The organism is Xanthomonas sp. JL1, assembly GCF_038405005.1.
Genome location: NZ_JBBYGR010000046.1, coordinates 100,641 through 115,655 on the forward strand (window position 1 = coordinate 100,641; position 15,015 = coordinate 115,655).

Sequence of the window (15,015 nt, forward strand, 5' to 3'; positions counted from 1 at the left end):
CCGGTGCAAGAACCGGCTAGGCCTGGCGCGGGTGCCGGCGGCGAAGTACAGGCGCAGAACGCTGGGGTGCTCTGGCAGGCTCATGTCCGCTTCTCGCTGGCAGCGTTGTCTGGCGTGCGCCGGATGAGCCGCCGCCGTGCTTGCAGGTCGGCAAGACGCAGGGTGTCCTCCAGCCCCGCACTGTGTCGATCGTGCTTGCCGTGACCGATGCGTTGCGCGTGGTAGATCCCGGTATGGCCTGAAAACAGATAGGCAGTGATGCAACCGATTGCGGCAAGCGGCGCGATATCGGCACCGAACAGCTCGACCGCCATGAGCGTGGATGCAATCGGCGTATTGGATGCGCCTGCAAATAGAGCCACAAAACCGATCCCAGCCAACATCGGAAAGGGCAGATGCAGTAACGGTGCAAGCGCATTGCCCAGCGTGGCGCCGATGTAAAACAGTGGCGTCACCTCGCCGCCCTTGAAGCCGGTTCCCAGCGAGACGGCCGTGAAGCACAGCTTGCCCAGAAAATCCCAGGGCGCCATGGGTTCGTGGAAGGCGCGCACAATCTCAGGAATTCCCAAACCGATATAGCGTTGCGTGCCGAGTCCCCACACCGCCAGTGCGATGATGCAGCCGCCCAGGAGCAGGCGCAGCGGAGCGTAGCCGATGGCGCGTTTGCTCACATTGCCCAGGCGATGGGTCACGGTGGCAAACAGCATGCCGACCAGACCGAACAGCATGCCGGCTGCCATGACCGCCAGTACGCTGCCGATCCCGACCGGGACGATTTGACCGATCGGGTAATGGATGTGGTGAATACCCCAGGCCAGACAGACCTGGTCGGCCACGATGGCGGCCACCGCGCAGGGCAGCAGGGCGTCGTAGCGCAATCGTCCGATGGCCAGCACCTCCAACCCGAAGATGGCACCGGCCAACGGGGTGCCGAACACCGAAGCGAAGCCGGCGCTGATGCCGGCCATCAGCACCATGCGCCGGTCTTCGTTGCGCAGGCGCAGCAGGCGGGTGAGCTGGTCGGCGAGTGCGGCACCCATCTGCACCGCGGTGCCTTCGCGGCCGACTGATGCGCCGAACAGGTGGGAGACCACCGTGCCTCCCATCACCAGCGGCGCCATGCGCAGCGGCACCAGCTTCTTGGGGTCCTGGATTTCGTCGATGATCAGGTTATTGCCCGCATCCACCTGCTTCCCCAGCAGCAGATACACCAGCCCGACCGCAAAACCGGCCAGCGGCAACAGCCAAATCGCGCGCGGATGTGCCGGGCGCCAATTGGTGGCCCAATCCAGTGCCCACAAGAAAAATGCCGAAGCGGTGCCGGCCAGCGCCGCGACAATGCTGGCAATCACCAGCCACTTGGCGAGATGAGTGAAAAGGTCGAGGTGCTCGGGGCGACGAAATCGTGACATGGCAGCCTATCGTCTGTGGACATGAGGGCTGGCACGGCAGGGAGATGTGAGCACGAACACGCCTACAATCCCCGGACCGAGCCAGAGTTCTTGTAGGCGTCATCAGTAGCAATCGCTACGGTTTGATGGAACTGCGCGGAGGAACGCCATCTCCGAATCCCGAGAGTAATCTTGGTGCGCGGTCCTGTCCAGACCGCCAGGGAATCCACAGTCGCTTGGTCCGACGCCATTCATCCGCATGGAAAACGGCCGGCGAGCGATGGCTCTCCGGCCGCTGTAGCATCCTGATCTACCCGCCAGGGTGGCTCGGGCGTTGGTCCTTACAGCGCTTCGATGATGCCAGCCGCGCCCATGCCGGTGCCGATGCACATGGTGACCATGCCGTACTTCTGCTGCAGACGGCGCAGGCCATGCACCAGCGTGGCAGCACGGATCGCGCCGGTGGCGCCCAGCGGATGGCCGAGCGCAATGGCGCCGCCCAGCGGATTGACCTTGGACGGATCCAGCTCGCTATCGCGGATCACCGCCAGTGCCTGCGCGGCGAAGGCTTCGTTGAGCTCGATCCAGTCGATCTGGCCCTTGGTCATGCCGGCCTGCTTGAGCGCCTTGGGAATCGCAGCGATCGGGCCGATGCCCATCACTTCCGGGCGTACACCGGCGACCGAGAAGCTGACGAAACGCGCCAGCGGGGTCAGGCCGTAATCCTTGATCGCCTGTTCCGACGCCAGCAGCACCGCGCCGGCGCCATCGCTCATCTGCGAGGAGTTACCGGCGGTGACGCTGCCGCCGAACTGGCCGTTGCGGAACACCGGGCGCAGCTTGGCCAGGCCTTCAAGCGAGCTATCCGGACGCGGGCCTTCGTCGGTATCGACCAGGTGCTTGCGCAGCGCGATGACGTTGCCTGCCAGATCGGGCTGATGCGAGTGAATTTCGTACGGGGTGATTTCGTCGCGGAACTCGCCGGCGGCAATCGCGGCGATGGCCTTCTGATGCGAGGCCAGTGCGAAGGCATCCTGATCTTCGCGCGACACCTTCCATTCTTCTGCGACCTTCTCGGCGGTGATGCCCATGCCATAGGCAATGGCCACATGGTCGTCGGCGAACACGCTCGGCGACATCGCCACCTTGTTGCCCATCATCGGCACCATCGACATCGACTCGGTGCCGCCGGCCAGCATCAGATCGGCATTGCCCAGACGGATCTGGTCGGCCGCCATGGCGATGGCCTGGATGCCGGACGAACAGAACCGGTTGATGGTCTGACCGGCCACCGAATTCGGCAGGCCTGCCAGCAGCACGCCGATACGCGCCACGTTCATGCCTTGCTCGCCCTCGGGCATGGCGCAGCCGATGATGGCGTCGTCGATGCGCGAGGTGTCGATGCCCGGCGCCTGCGCCACCACCGCGCGCAGCACGTGCGCCAGCATGTCGTCGGGACGGGTGTTGCGGAACACGCCTTTCGGCGCCTTGCCCACCGGCGTACGCGTGGCGGCAACGATATAGGCGTCTTGAATCTGCTTGCTCATTTGGCTATCTCCGATGGCCGGGATTCGGGATTCGGGATTTGGGATTCGTCAAAGCGAATCCCGATGTCCGAATGGTCCAACCCGGCGGATAAATTTGGTGGAAGCGAAGCTCGTGCAGGGCTGGGGAATCGCCGTTGCGAATCCCCAATCCCGCATCTCAGTTCCTCAACGGCTTCCCCGTCTTGAGCATGTGCCCAATCCGCGCCTGGGTTTTTTCCTGCTGGGCCAGTTCGACAAAGTGCTTGCGCTCCAGCTTGAGCAGCCATTCTTCGTCCACCAGCGCGCCGCGATCCACTTCGCCGCCGCAGACCACCGTGGCGATGCGGGTGGCGATCTCGTAGTCGTATTCGCTGATGAAGCGGCCTTCCAGCATGTTGACCAGCAGCATCTTGAAGGTGGCGATGCCGACGTCGCCGGCGACCTGGATGCGGCGTGCCGGCAGCGGGGCGCGGTAGCCGCCCTCGGCCAATGCGCGTGCCTCGGCCTTGGCGATGTGCAGCGCCTCAAAGCTGTTGAACACGACCTTGTCGGTGGCACGCAGCAGGCCAAGTTCCTGGGCGTTGACCGCCGAGTTGGAGACCTTGGCCATTGCCACGGTTTCGAAGGTCTTCTTCAACTCGGCGAACACATCGCCGCCCGGACCTGCGGCAATCGACGCACGCACCGCGATCTCCTTCAAGCCGCCGCCAGCCGGCAGCAAGCCGACGCCGGCTTCGACCAGGCCGATGTAGCTTTCCAGCGAGGCGACGGTCTTGGCGCTGTGCATCTGGAATTCGCAACCGCCGCCCAGTGCCAGACCGCGCACGGCCGAAATCACCGGCACCTGTGCGTACTTGATGCGCTGGCTGGTGGCCTGGAAGTTGGCGACCAGCGCTTCGAACGCATCGACCTTGCCGGCCTGCAGCAGGCCAAGCGCGCCGGTCAGATCGGCACCGGCGGAGAAGGGCTCTTTCTGCTGCCAGATCACCAGACCAGCGAAGTCCTTCTCGGCGCGACCAACGACGTCCTGCAAGCCGTTGAGCACGTGGTCGGAGACGGTGTTCATCTTGGTCTTGAAGCTGACCACCGCGATGTCGTCGCCGTCATGCCACATGCGCACGCCGTCGTTTTCGAACACGGTTTCGCCGGGCGAGAACTGCTCGCCCAGCAACGGATCGGGGAAGCGCTGACGCGTGTACACCGGCAATGCCGAACGCGGCAGCTTGGCATCGCGCGCCGGGCTGTACGAGCCTTCGGCGCCATGCACGCCGTCGCGACCATCGAACACCCAGTTCGGCAGCGGCGCGCTGCTCATGCTCTTGCCATTGGAAATGTCTTCGGCAATCCACTGCGCCACCTGCTTCCAGCCGGCGGCCTGCCAGGTTTCGAACGGGCCCAGCGACCAGCCGTAGCCCCAGCGGGTCGCCAGATCCACATCGCGCGCGGTTTCGGCGATATCGGCCAGATGGACGGCGCTGTAGTGGAACAGGTCGCGGAACGTGGCCCACAGGAACTGCGCCTGCGGGTGCTCGCTCTCGCGCAGCGTGGCGAACTTTTCGGCCGGGTTCTTGATCTTGAGGATATCCACCACTTCCGGCGCAGCGACGCGATCTGCCGGGCGGTAGTCCTGCTTCTCCAGATCGACCACCACGATATCCTTGCCGACCTTGCGGAAGATGCCGGCGCCGACCTTCTGGCCCAGCGCACCTTTGGCGATCAGCGCATCCAGCCACTTGGGCGAGGTGAAATACTGGTGCCACGGGTCGTCCGGCAGGGTGTCGCCCATGGTCTTGATCACGTGCGCCATGGTGTCCAGGCCGACCACGTCCGAGGTGCGGTAGGTTGCCGACTTCGGGCGACCGACCAGCGGGCCGGTCAGCGCATCGACCTCATCGAAGCCCAGGCCGAATTGCTGCGTGTGGTGGATGGTGGACAGGATCGAGAACACGCCGATGCGGTTGCCGATGAAATTCGGCGTGTCCTTGGCATACACAACACCCTTGCCGAGCGTGGTGACCAGGAACGCTTCCAGGCCTTCGAGCACGGCTTTGTCGGTGCCCTTGGCCGGGATCAACTCGGCCAGGTGCATGTAGCGCGGCGGATTGAAGAAATGCACGCCGCAGAAGCGATGGCGCAGCTGCTCCGGCAGCACGTCGGCGAGCTTGTTGATGCCCAGGCCCGAGGTATTGGACGCCAGCACGGCATGCGCGGAGACGAACGGGGCGATCTTCTTGTACAGGTCCTGCTTCCAATCCATGCGCTCGGCGATCGCTTCGATGATCAGATCGCAATGGCGCAGTTGTTCCAGGCCGCTCTCGTAGTTGGCCGGCGTGATCGCCTCGGCCAGCGCCTTGCTGGCGAGCGGTGCAGGGCTCAGCTTGCCGAGATTGGCAATCGCCTTGAGCACGATGCCGTCGGCCGGGCCTTCCTTGGCGGGCAGGTCGAACAGCACGGTGTCGACACCGGCATTGGTGAGGTGGGCGGCGATCTGCGCGCCCATGACGCCGGCACCGAGCACGGCGGCGCGACGAACTAGCAACGGATTGGACATAGCGATAAGCCTCTTGAGGAACGTTTACGGTGTGGAGTGAGCACGGAAACCGGGTTCCGCGAAACGAATGAGTTCGCGCGCGGCACGCGCGCGGTGATCGGCCTCGCTGACGCCCGCAGGCCGCTTGATGAGGCCGAAATCGGCCATGGCATAGGTCAGCGCACCGGCGAGGAAGTCCAGTCGCCAGTACAGCTCTTCCTTGCTCAGGCCCGGCACGCAGCCGGTGATGGCCTTGCCGAATTCGCGCAGGACATGGCCGTAGTGATCGGACAGGAACTTGCGCAAGTTGTCGTTTTTTTCCGCGTAGGCGCGTGCGATCACGCGAACGAAGGCGCCGCCGTTCTGGCGGTCCTGCGCCATTGCCAGCGCCGGCTCGACAAACGCCGCCAGTACCGCGGTGAGCTCGCCGGGTTGCGACTTCTTTGCCGCTTCCAGCTGCTGCAACCGCGCCGTGGTCATCTCGTCCATGCGCCGGCGGAACACCTCGTTGACCAGGTTTTCCTTGGAGCCGAAGTGGTAATTGACCGCAGCGATATTGACGTCGGCCTGAGTGGTCAGCTGGCGCAGCGACGTGCCGGCGAACCCGTGCTGGGCGAACAGCTCCTCGGCCGCACCGAGAATGCGGTCCTTCGTGGAGAAGTGGGCGGACTTGGGCATGCGCGGTACTAAAGCTCAATCAAACGATTGTTTGAGTCTACGGACTGTGTTGCCGGCAGGTCATGTCGCAATGCAGCACGATTCAGGGGGCGGTGTGCAAACGGATCTGCGACGGGATAGAATTGACCATCGCAAAGAAGCCTAAGCCCGCGTTTTGACGCGGTTTTTTTTTCATGATAACCTCGGGCCTTCAGTGGCCCGCCCAACGGAGAACTTCCCATGGCGCTGGAGCGCACCCTGTCCATCATCAAGCCCGACGCCGTTGCCAAGAACGTCATCGGTGAAATCTACAGTCGCTTCGAGAAGGCTGGCCTGAAGGTTGTGGCCGCCAAGTACAAGCAGCTGTCGCGCCGCGAAGCCGAAGGCTTCTACGCCGTGCACCGCGAGCGTCCGTTCTTCAATGCGCTGGTGGAATTCATGATCTCCGGCCCGGTGATGATCCAGGCGCTGGAAGGCGAGAACGCCGTTGCCGCACACCGCGACCTGCTGGGCGCGACCAATCCCAAGGACGCTGCGCCGGGCACCATCCGCGCCGACTTCGCTGATTCGATCGATGCCAATGCCGCCCACGGCTCGGATTCGGTCGAGAACGCCGCTAACGAAGTCGCGTATTTCTTTGCCGCAACCGAAGTGGTCTCGCGCTGAGGCCGAGAGAGTCGAATCGTGAATGAGGTCGTGATCCCCTCCGTGTTGCAGGACGTTCCCGTCCGGACGTCGGAACCGCGCAAGCAGAATCTGCTCGACCTCGATCGTGAGGGTCTGGAGCGCTTCTTCGCCGACACGCTCGGCGAGGCGCGTTACCGTGCCCATCAGGTGATGAAGTGGATTCACCATCGCTACGTCACCGATTTCGACCATATGACGGACCTCGGCAAGGCGCTGCGTGCGAAGTTGCACCAGCATGCCGAGGTCCTCGTCCCGAATGTCGTGTTCGATAAGCCTTCGACCGACGGCACCCACAAATGGCTGCTGGCCATGGGGACCGACGGCAAGAACGCCATCGAAACCGTGTATATCCCCGACAAGGGCCGCGGCACGCTGTGCGTGTCCTCCCAGGTCGGCTGCGGTTTGAACTGTAGCTTTTGTTCAACTGCCACCCAGGGCTTCAACCGCAACCTCACCACTGCCGAAATCATCGGCCAGGTGTGGGTGGCGGCGCGCCATCTGGGCAATGTGCCGCACCAGCAGCGCCGTCTCACCAACGTGGTGATGATGGGCATGGGCGAGCCGCTGATGAATTTCGATAACGTCGTGCGCGCGATGAGCGTGATGCGCGACGACCTTGGCTACGGGCTGGCCAGCAAGCGGGTGACGCTGTCGACCTCCGGCCTGGTGCCCATGATCGACCGGCTCTCCACTGAAAGCGACGTCTCGCTGGCGGTGTCGCTGCACGCGGCCAATGACGCGCTGCGCGAAACCCTGGTCCCGCTGAACAAGAAATACCCGATCGCCGAGTTGATGGAGTCGTGCGCGCGATATCTGCGCGGCAGCAAGAAGCGCGACTCGGTGACGTTCGAATACACCTTGATGAAGGGCATCAACGACCAGCCGGAGCATGCGCGCCAGCTGGCAAGACTGATGCGTCAGTTCGACAATGCGGTGCAGTCCAAGGACGCCGGCAAGGTCAACTTGATTCCATTTAATCCGTTCCCGGGTACGCGTTACGAGCGCTCGGGCGAGACGGAGATTCGCGCGTTCCAGAAAATCCTGCTCGATGCGCAGGTGCTGACGATAGTTCGCCGTACCCGTGGCGACGACATCGACGCCGCATGCGGGCAGCTCAAGGGGCAGGTCATGGACCGTACCCGTCGTCAGGCGGAGTTCCGCCGCACATTGGAAGGGCAGGCCGATCGAGATGCGGCAGCGTGAACTCGCGTTAATGGCGGCCGTGGCGATCGCGCTGTGCGCGGTTGGCTGCGGTGGGCGTAATGCCAAGGCAGGGTCGGTCAAGATCGTGGAAGAGGTCTCGCCGGTGTATTCGTTCCGCGACAGCGCTGAGACCAGGAGCCGTCTGGCGGTGCAGGAGAAACTCGGCCTCGCCCGTAATCGCCTGCAGACCGGCGATTACGCCAGTGCCGAAGAACAGGTGCGTGCCGCTCTGAAAAAAGACGCGCAATCGGTGGATGCCATCGGCTTGCTGGCGCTGATTCAGGGCGCCAAGGGCGATACGGCCGCTGCTGGTGCCTCGTACCGGCGCGCTGCGGAACTCGCGCCGCAGCGCGGCGACGTGCTGAATAACTACGGCGCCTGGTTGTGTGCGAATGGGTCGCCCGCCGAAGCATTGACCTGGTTTGATCGTGCATTGGCCGACCGCACGTACGCGTCTCCTGCGTATGCATTGGGAAATGCGGGCGGTTGCGCGATCAAGGCGGGGCAACTGGAGCGAGCTGCGGGCGATCTGCACAAAGCGCTCGATCTGGATCCGGATAATCCATATGCGCTCGAATCAATGGCGCGCCTGGAAGCGGGGCGTCGCAATTATTTCGAAGCCCGCGCTTTTATCGAACGACGTCTTTCAGCTGCACCGGCAACGGCTTCCGTGTTACAACTCGCCATTCAGATTGAGCAAGGGCTAGGCGACAAGGTAGCTGCCGGCCGTTACAAACAGCGGTTGGTCAAGGAATTCCCTGACGCAGCGACCGCTACTCCCGGGGCCAATGCATTGTGATCAGTGATTCCAACCCGAACCTTTTCGAGCAGGAAAAGGGCTGCGGACAGCATTTGCGCGAAGCGCGCGAGGCAGCAGGTCTGAGCGTGGACGAGGTGGCCGGCAAGCTGCGCATGCCAGTGCATGTGGTGCGTTCGTTGGAGCAGGAGGACTGGCAGTGTCTGGGCGCGCCCGTGTTCGTGCGCGGGCAGCTGCGCAGCTATGCGCGCTTTCTGCAGGTCGACCTGGAGCCGCTTCTGCAGCAGGCGACCATTGCGCCGATCGAACCGGTCAAGCTGGTCAGTCACACGCATACGCCACGTGCGCGCCGCATTCTTGAAAGTACCGCGCGTAAAGCCATGTACGTGGTCATTACCGGCGTGTTCGCGGTACCGGTCTGGTATGCGACGCGCTCCCATCTGGATGGCAAGGCGCCAAGCACGGTGTCGTTGGACAGCATGCCGGAGGCTGCGAAGTCCCCTGCGCCGGGCACTGCTGCAACGCAGCCTGCTCCCACGCCGCGCGAGCAACCAGCGCCGTATATCGCATCGATGACCCCGGTGCCGCGTGCCACCGCCGACGCCCAGGTGCCTGCCGCGGCCGCTGCCCCTGGCGGCAGTTTGTCGCTGAATTTCAGCGGCGACAGTTGGGTGCAGATCCTGGCACCGAATGGCAGCGCGGTCGAAAAAGCACTGATACGTGCCGGCGAGCGTCGCACGTATTCGCCGGGCCAGGTGGGGCGCATCGTGCTCGGCAATGCGTCGGCGGTAGAGGTTCAGCAAGGCGGCAGTATCGTCGATGTGAGACCGTTCCAGCGCGCTAACGTGGCACGTTTTGCGGTATCCTCCGACGGCTCCGTGGTACCTGCTTCCGAGTGAAGCGGACTGCGGTTTTTCATTTATCCCTATTGATGTTCCGCGCCTTCGGGATGACGGAGCGAGAGTACGCATGGCGATCGACGATCTGCTGGACGAACACGAACAAGGCGAACGCGTTCGTTCCTGGTTGAGAAACAATGGCGCGGGTCTGGTGGGCGGCGTCCTGGTTGGGCTGGTCCTGATCCTGGGGTGGCAGTGGTGGCAGAAGTACACCAACACCGAGTTGGTCGAGGCCAACACGCGCTACGAGGCGGTGGTGAAGTCGATCCAGGCCAAAAACCTGGACAAGGCCGCCAAGGACATCATGGCGCTGGACGACGGCAAGGGTGGCATTTACGCTGAACTGGCCGCGCTGCGTCTGGCCAAGGCCCAGGTCGATGTCGGCAAGAACGCCGAAGCAATCAAGACATTGCGCGACGTGCCCGCCGAAGGCGAGCTCAAGCAGATTGTGCAACAGCGCCTGGCGCGCGTGCTGACCGAAAGCGGCAAGCCAGACGAAGCGATCAAGCTGCTGGCCGATGCGCAGGATCACGCCAGCCTGGAGATCCGCGCCGATGCGCTGGTGGTGCAGGGCAAGCCTGATGAAGCGCGCGCGTTGTATGCCAAGGCCCTGACCACGGTGGATGTGGCGTCGCCGCAACGTCGGTTGCTGGAAACCAAGCTGATGGATGTGGGTGGCAAAGTGCCCGATCCGGCGGAGCAGATTTGATGAAGCAGGTTGATATGTATAAGCGCGCTGCGTTGATTGCCGTGATGGGTCTGTCGCTGGCTGGCTGCAGCACCGTCAAGGGCTGGTTTGCCGGTAAGGACGCTGCTGCCAAGAAGGCGCAGGAACCTGCCGAACTGGTGAAGTTCGAACCGTCGGTCAAGGTCGACAAGATCTGGTCCACCGGCGTTGGAAAGGGCGAGGGGCATATCGGCGTACGTCAGCGCCCGGCCGTGGCCGATGGCAAGGTGTATGCAGCGGCCATCACTGGCGGCGTGCAGGCGCTGGACCTGCAGACCGGCAAGCACGTATGGGAATACAAGCCCAAGAAAGAAGAGCGTAACGACCGCAAATTCAAGCAGCGCCTGTCTGGTGGTCCCGGCGTTGGCGAAGGCTTGGTGGTGATCGGCAGCCTATCCGGCGATGTGATTGCCTTGAATCAGGCCGATGGTACTGAAAAGTGGCGTGCCAAGGTGCCGAACGAAGTGATCGCCGCGCCGGCCATCGCGCAGAATTTGGTGCTGGTGCGCAGCAACGATGGTCGTGTGACCGCGTTCGATGCGGCCACCGGCGAGCGTCGCTGGTTCCACGCCGAAGAAGGTCCGACCTTGTCGGTGCGCGGTAACGCGCCGATCGTGACCGGCCCGGGCGTGGTCTTCGTGGGCAACGACAGCGGCACCTTGAGCGCGCTGGCGCTGCAGGATGGTCGCCCGTTGTGGGAGCAGGCCATCGGCGTGCCGGAAGGCCGTACTGAACTGGAACGCATGTCCGATGTCGACGGCGCACCGGTGCTGGATGGCACCACGCTGTATGCGACCAGCTTCAAGAACGAAACCCTCGCGCTGGAAGGCCCGAGCGGCCGTCCGCTGTGGACGCGCGATCACGGCGGCACCGGTGGCGTTGGTGTGTCGTCGGCCGTCGTGGTCGTGTCGGACAACGCCGGTTCGGTGTGGGGCCTCGACAAGAGCAGTGGTGCGGCGATGTGGTCGCAGGCTGCGTTGGCGCGTCGCTCACTGACCGGGGTGGCTATTCAGGGCGATTACGCCGTGGTTGGCGATTACAAGGGTTACCTGCACTGGCTGAAACTCAGCGACGGTGCGCTGGCCGCGCGCGCGCGCGCTGGACGCGACACGTTGCTGGCGCAGCCGCAGGTCGTTGATGGCATTTTGCTGGTACAAAACACCGACGGCGATCTCACCGCCTTCCGGTTGGCACAATAAGGATTTTGCGATGCTGCCCCTGGTCGCCCTGGTTGGACGGCCCAATGTCGGCAAGTCGACCATCTTCAATGCGCTGACGCGCACCCGCGACGCGCTGGTCCACGACCAGCCCGGCGTCACCCGCGACCGTAATTACGGGGTCTGCCGTCTCGACGAGCAGCAACCCTTCATCGTCGTCGATACCGGCGGGATTGCCGGCGACGAGGACGGCCTTGCAGGCGCCACTGCGCGCCAGGCACGTGCCGCTGCCGGCGAAGCCGATCTGGTGCTGTTCGTGGTCGATGGTCGCGAAGGCGAATCGTCGCTGGATGACGAGATCCTGGCCTGGTTGCGCAAACTGGCACGGCCGACTGTGCTGGTGATCAACAAGATCGACGGCACCGACGAAGAAACCGTGCGCTCGGAATTTGCGCGCTACGGCTTTTCCGACGTGGTGGCATTGTCTGCCGCCCATCGGCAAGGTATCGATGAGTTGCTGGAAGAAGTCGGTGCCCGGCTGCCCGAGGAAGGGTCCGGCGAGCTGCTGGACAACGACCCCGCGCGCGTGCGCATCGCCTTTGTCGGCCGCCCGAATGTAGGCAAGTCGACCTTGGTTAATCGCCTGCTGGGCGAGGAACGCATGATCGCTTCGGAAGTCCCGGGTACCACGCGTGATTCGATCGCGGTGGATCTGGAGCGCGATGGCCGCCAATACCGTCTGATCGATACCGCCGGCCTGCGCCGTCGCGGCAAGGTGGAGGAGGCAGTCGAGAAATTCAGTGCGTTCAAGACACTGCAGGCGATCGAGCGATGCCAGGTCGCGGTCTTGATGCTGGACGCCACCGAAGGCGTGACCGATCAGGATGCGACGATTCTCGGCGCGATTCTGGATGCCGGGCGCGCGTTGGTCGTGGCGATCAACAAGTGGGACGGGCAAAGCGATTACCAGCGGGCGCAGGCTGAAGATCTGCTCTCGCGCAAGCTGGGTTTCGTCAGCTGGGCCGAGGCGGTGCGGATTTCTGCATTGCATGGGTCGGGCATGCGCGAGCTGTTCCAGGCGATTCATCGTGCGCACGCATCGGCGACGCATGAGTTCAGCACCAGCGAAGTGAACCAGGCGTTGGAAATCGCCTATGAGACCAATCCTCCGCCGAGCATTCGCGGCCATGTCTCCAAGCTGCGCTATGTGCATCCGGGTGGGGCGAATCCACCAACCTTCATCGTGCATGGCACACGGTTGAAGGTGTTGCCTGAGTCTTATAAGCGTTATCTGGAAAACTTCTTCCGCAAGCGTTTCAAGCTGGTCGGCACGCCGGTGTGTTTCATCTTCCGCGAAGGCGCTAATCCGTATGAGGGCAAGAAGAATCCGCTCTCCGATCGACAGGTGGCCCGCAAGCGGCGCCTGATGCGGCACGTCAAAGGCAAGTAATTGCGCTCGGGCCGCCTGAAACGCGAGGGTCAGGCGGTTTGGGGAGCGCGCAGGTCTGTGGACTTTGAGTTGAAGGCGGCGGCCCGTCCAAGTAGGGCCAGGAAGGCCCTTGACAACGTTTCATGTGCTTTCGATCAACAACCGACGCAAGCTCCGCGACGTGCACGTTGTGCTTGAGCATGGGTAACCGAGACTCTTAGATGAAATCCCACATCCACGTGCGATTTAGCGTCCGCCAACGGCGCTGAGCTGCTTCAGCAGCTGAGTAATGTCGCGATCTTTCGCAGTAGTGGTGCGCTGGTATCCTGCGCAACATGACCGACTATCCTTCCCGCATTTCTTACGCGCAGGCGCTGCAGATTCTGCGCACTGTTGCGACCAGCAACCGTTCGCCCGATGAAAACATCGCCACCTCGCGTGCCGATGGACGCATCTCGGCCGGTGATCTGATTGCACCGCTGGCGCTGCCGCCATTCGCCAACAGCGCGATGGACGGCTTTGCGCTACGGCATGCCGACGTTGCTGCCGGCGATGCGGCGTTGCAGCTGGTCGGCGAACAGTTTGCTGGCGAGCGTTGGGCCGGGACCCTAAGCGCAGGGCAATGCCTGCGCATTACGACAGGCGCGCCGCTGCCCGATGGCGCCGATACCGTGATTCCCAAGGAGGACGCCGACGAGCGCGATGGCAGCGTGCGGTTTCGCACCACGCCTAGGCCCGGCTCTGCCGTGCGCTTGGCCGGCAGTGACGTGCGTGCCGGCGATCTGGTGATACAGACCGGGCAGGTACTGACGCCTGCGCGTATCGGTCTGGCTGCTGCGCTGGGTGTGTCGCGGCTTGCGGTTGCGCCGCGCCCGACCATTGCGGTGCTGGCCACCGGCGATGAATTGATCGAGCCAGGTATGCCGCTCGGGCCGGGACAGATCTACAACAGCAACCGCGACATGCTGATGGCGCAGCTGCGTGCGCTCGGCTATACGCCAACCGCCTGGCCGACCTTGCCGGACGACCCGCAGCGCATCCGCACCATGCTCGAAGATGCGGCCGCTGCGTTCGATGTGGTGATTACCTGCGGCGGTGTCTCTGCCGGCGAAAAGGATTATCTGCCGCGATTGATCGGCGAACTGGGCCGCATCCATTTCTGGCGCGTGCGCATGCGCCCGGGCATGCCGGCGGTGTTGGGACAGATCGGTCGCTGCCTGGTGCTGGGCCTGCCGGGCAACCCGGTCTCGGTACTGGCAACGCTGATCGCCTACGGCGTGCCGTTGCTGGATGGATTGCAGGGACGCAGCGAAGCGCGCCCGGTCTGGCATGCGGCACTGGCAAGCCCTTGGGACAAACGCCATGAACGTCTGGAATTCCTGCGCGGGCGATTGGAATGCGGCGAAGACGGACGGCTGACCGCGCTGCCGCACCGCGGCGAAGCCTCACACTTACTGCGTGGCGCGGCCGACAGCAATGCCTTGATCGTGCTGCCCGAGCAAGCGCGGCGTTTTGAAGCCGGAGAGAGTGTGCGGGTGATTCCGTACGCGTTGTGAGCGTTAGCTAGAGCGAGAGAGTTCGGCAGAATGATGCGCATCTTATTTTAGAGCGGCTAACAAAACGTAGCGAGCAGCTGTCAGGTGGGCGCGGACGGCGCGCTCAGAACAGGAGTGTACGCGTGGTACATGCCGATCCGAGCACCGGCCGCGCCCGCCTGACAGCTGCTCGCTACGTTTTGTTAACTGCTCTTACTCATAAGTCAGAAATATAGGCGACACTTGGATGCCTGAAGAACGAGCGCACCAATTCTGGTCGAGCTGCAATGTCGGATAACTGATCATGCACCCGATCGGCCAGCTTCCCGCCACTGCGCAGCGGGCTGCGCGCTACGCCCGTGCGCTTGGTGTAGCTCCACACCAATCTCGTCGGGATTCAAGTCCGGCGCGTCACCCGGCAGGAAATGCAGCGTCAGCCTGCCCTTCAGGCTGTCCACGTCATCGCGCACGCCACGGGTCTTGTGAGCAGGCAAACCATCAAGCACCAGATGGATTG

Annotated in this window: 12 protein-coding genes, 2 other RNA genes, 1 pseudogene and 1 riboswitch; of the genes and pseudogenes, 9 read left to right on the forward strand and 6 right to left on the reverse strand. The window is 63.4% G+C overall.

Going from position 1 to position 15,015, the window contains the following annotated elements:
* Positions 1 to 80: 80 nt before the first annotated feature.
* The 4 genes from WJW29_RS10740 to WJW29_RS10755 all read right to left on the reverse strand — a co-directional run bounded on the left by WJW29_RS10740 (position 81) and on the right by WJW29_RS10755 (position 6,125).
* A complete protein-coding gene (locus WJW29_RS10740; RefSeq protein WP_011259173.1) occupies positions 81 to 1,412 on the reverse strand; it encodes a voltage-gated chloride channel family protein in 1,332 nt (443 codons plus the stop codon).
* An 86-nt stretch (positions 1,413 to 1,498) separates the two neighbouring features.
* A riboswitch (Fluoride riboswitch) is annotated at positions 1,499 to 1,575 on the reverse strand.
* A gap of 157 nt (positions 1,576 to 1,732) precedes the next feature.
* Positions 1,733 to 2,938: an acetyl-CoA C-acyltransferase gene (locus WJW29_RS10745; RefSeq protein ID WP_011259172.1), complete on the reverse strand. Its 1,206-nt coding sequence runs from the start codon at positions 2,936 to 2,938 to the stop codon at positions 1,733 to 1,735.
* Between the two features lie 157 nt (positions 2,939 to 3,095).
* A complete protein-coding gene (locus WJW29_RS10750; protein WP_011259171.1) occupies positions 3,096 to 5,468 on the reverse strand; it encodes a 3-hydroxyacyl-CoA dehydrogenase/enoyl-CoA hydratase family protein in 2,373 nt (790 codons plus the stop codon).
* Positions 5,469 to 5,492: 24 nt separating this feature from the next.
* Positions 5,493 to 6,125 (reverse strand): TetR/AcrR family transcriptional regulator, encoded by a 633-nt coding sequence (locus WJW29_RS10755; RefSeq protein WP_011259170.1) that lies wholly within the window; start codon positions 6,123 to 6,125, stop codon positions 5,493 to 5,495.
* A gap of 219 nt (positions 6,126 to 6,344) precedes the next feature.
* On the opposite strand from WJW29_RS10755, the gene ndk reads away from it, so the two are divergent.
* From ndk to glp, 8 genes are all read left to right on the forward strand, one after another.
* Positions 6,345 to 6,770 (forward strand): nucleoside-diphosphate kinase, encoded by a 426-nt coding sequence (gene ndk / locus WJW29_RS10760; protein ID WP_002812972.1) that lies wholly within the window; start codon positions 6,345 to 6,347, stop codon positions 6,768 to 6,770.
* Positions 6,771 to 6,800: 30 nt separating this feature from the next.
* Complete coding sequence (gene rlmN, locus WJW29_RS10765) at positions 6,801 to 7,994, forward strand: 23S rRNA (adenine(2503)-C(2))-methyltransferase RlmN (RefSeq protein ID WP_228329755.1); 1,194 nt, start codon at positions 6,801 to 6,803, stop codon at positions 7,992 to 7,994.
* Positions 7,995 to 8,004: 10 nt separating this feature from the next.
* Complete coding sequence (gene pilW, locus WJW29_RS10770; RefSeq protein WP_011408658.1) at positions 8,005 to 8,793, forward strand: type IV pilus biogenesis/stability protein PilW; 789 nt, start codon at positions 8,005 to 8,007, stop codon at positions 8,791 to 8,793.
* Positions 8,790 to 9,650, forward strand: coding sequence for a helix-turn-helix domain-containing protein (locus tag WJW29_RS10775; protein WP_011259167.1), 861 nt, complete (start codon positions 8,790 to 8,792; stop codon positions 9,648 to 9,650). The genes pilW and WJW29_RS10775 overlap by 4 nt, the downstream gene beginning before the upstream one ends.
* 70 nt (positions 9,651 to 9,720) lie before the next feature.
* The gene (locus WJW29_RS10780) at positions 9,721 to 10,359 is read left to right on the forward strand and encodes a tetratricopeptide repeat protein (protein WP_011259166.1); all 639 of its coding nucleotides are present in this window, start codon (positions 9,721 to 9,723) and stop codon (positions 10,357 to 10,359) included.
* Positions 10,359 to 11,576 (forward strand): outer membrane protein assembly factor BamB, encoded by a 1,218-nt coding sequence (gene bamB / locus WJW29_RS10785; RefSeq protein WP_011408657.1) that lies wholly within the window; start codon positions 10,359 to 10,361, stop codon positions 11,574 to 11,576. The genes WJW29_RS10780 and bamB overlap by 1 nt, the downstream gene beginning before the upstream one ends.
* Positions 11,577 to 11,586: 10 nt before the next feature.
* The gene (gene der / locus WJW29_RS10790) at positions 11,587 to 12,984 is read left to right on the forward strand and encodes a ribosome biogenesis GTPase Der (RefSeq protein WP_011259164.1); all 1,398 of its coding nucleotides are present in this window, start codon (positions 11,587 to 11,589) and stop codon (positions 12,982 to 12,984) included.
* A gap of 314 nt (positions 12,985 to 13,298) precedes the next feature.
* Entirely contained in the window at positions 13,299 to 14,519 is a 1,221-nt protein-coding gene (gene glp, locus WJW29_RS10795) for a gephyrin-like molybdotransferase Glp (protein WP_011259163.1), read from the forward strand.
* A 54-nt stretch (positions 14,520 to 14,573) separates the two neighbouring features.
* Here glp and WJW29_RS10800 read toward each other — a convergent pair.
* Positions 14,574 to 14,650, reverse strand: a non-coding RNA gene (locus tag WJW29_RS10800) — sX9 sRNA.
* Here WJW29_RS10800 and WJW29_RS10805 point away from each other — a divergent pair.
* A non-coding RNA gene (locus WJW29_RS10805) (sX9 sRNA) lies at positions 14,634 to 14,707 on the forward strand. The genes WJW29_RS10800 and WJW29_RS10805 overlap by 17 nt on opposite strands.
* Positions 14,708 to 14,715: 8 nt before the next feature.
* On the opposite strand, the pseudogene WJW29_RS10810 reads toward WJW29_RS10805, so the two are convergent.
* Positions 14,716 to 15,015: pseudogene (locus tag WJW29_RS10810) on the reverse strand (transposase); the annotation flags it as partial.

Bases quoted from the DNA above. Each gene is read 5' to 3' on its own strand.
- WJW29_RS10745 (WP_011259172.1), bottom strand. From the start codon at position 2,938: ATGAGCAAGCAGATTCAAGACGCCTATATCGTTGCCGCCACGCGTACG.
- WJW29_RS10750 (WP_011259171.1), bottom strand. From the start codon at position 5,468: ATGTCCAATCCGTTGCTAGTTCGTCGCGCCGCCGTGCTCGGTGCCGGC.
- WJW29_RS10755 (WP_011259170.1), bottom strand. From the start codon at position 6,125: ATGCCCAAGTCCGCCCACTTCTCCACGAAGGACCGCATTCTCGGTGCG.
- der (WP_011259164.1), top strand. From the start codon at position 11,587: ATGCTGCCCCTGGTCGCCCTGGTTGGACGGCCCAATGTCGGCAAGTCG.
- WJW29_RS10740 (WP_011259173.1), bottom strand. From the start codon at position 1,412: ATGTCACGATTTCGTCGCCCCGAGCACCTCGACCTTTTCACTCATCTC.
- bamB (WP_011408657.1), top strand. From the start codon at position 10,359: ATGAAGCAGGTTGATATGTATAAGCGCGCTGCGTTGATTGCCGTGATG.
- WJW29_RS10780 (WP_011259166.1), top strand. From the start codon at position 9,721: ATGGCGATCGACGATCTGCTGGACGAACACGAACAAGGCGAACGCGTT.
- glp (WP_011259163.1), top strand. From the start codon at position 13,299: ATGACCGACTATCCTTCCCGCATTTCTTACGCGCAGGCGCTGCAGATT.
- pilW (WP_011408658.1), top strand. From the start codon at position 8,005: ATGGCGGCCGTGGCGATCGCGCTGTGCGCGGTTGGCTGCGGTGGGCGT.
- ndk (WP_002812972.1), top strand. From the start codon at position 6,345: ATGGCGCTGGAGCGCACCCTGTCCATCATCAAGCCCGACGCCGTTGCC.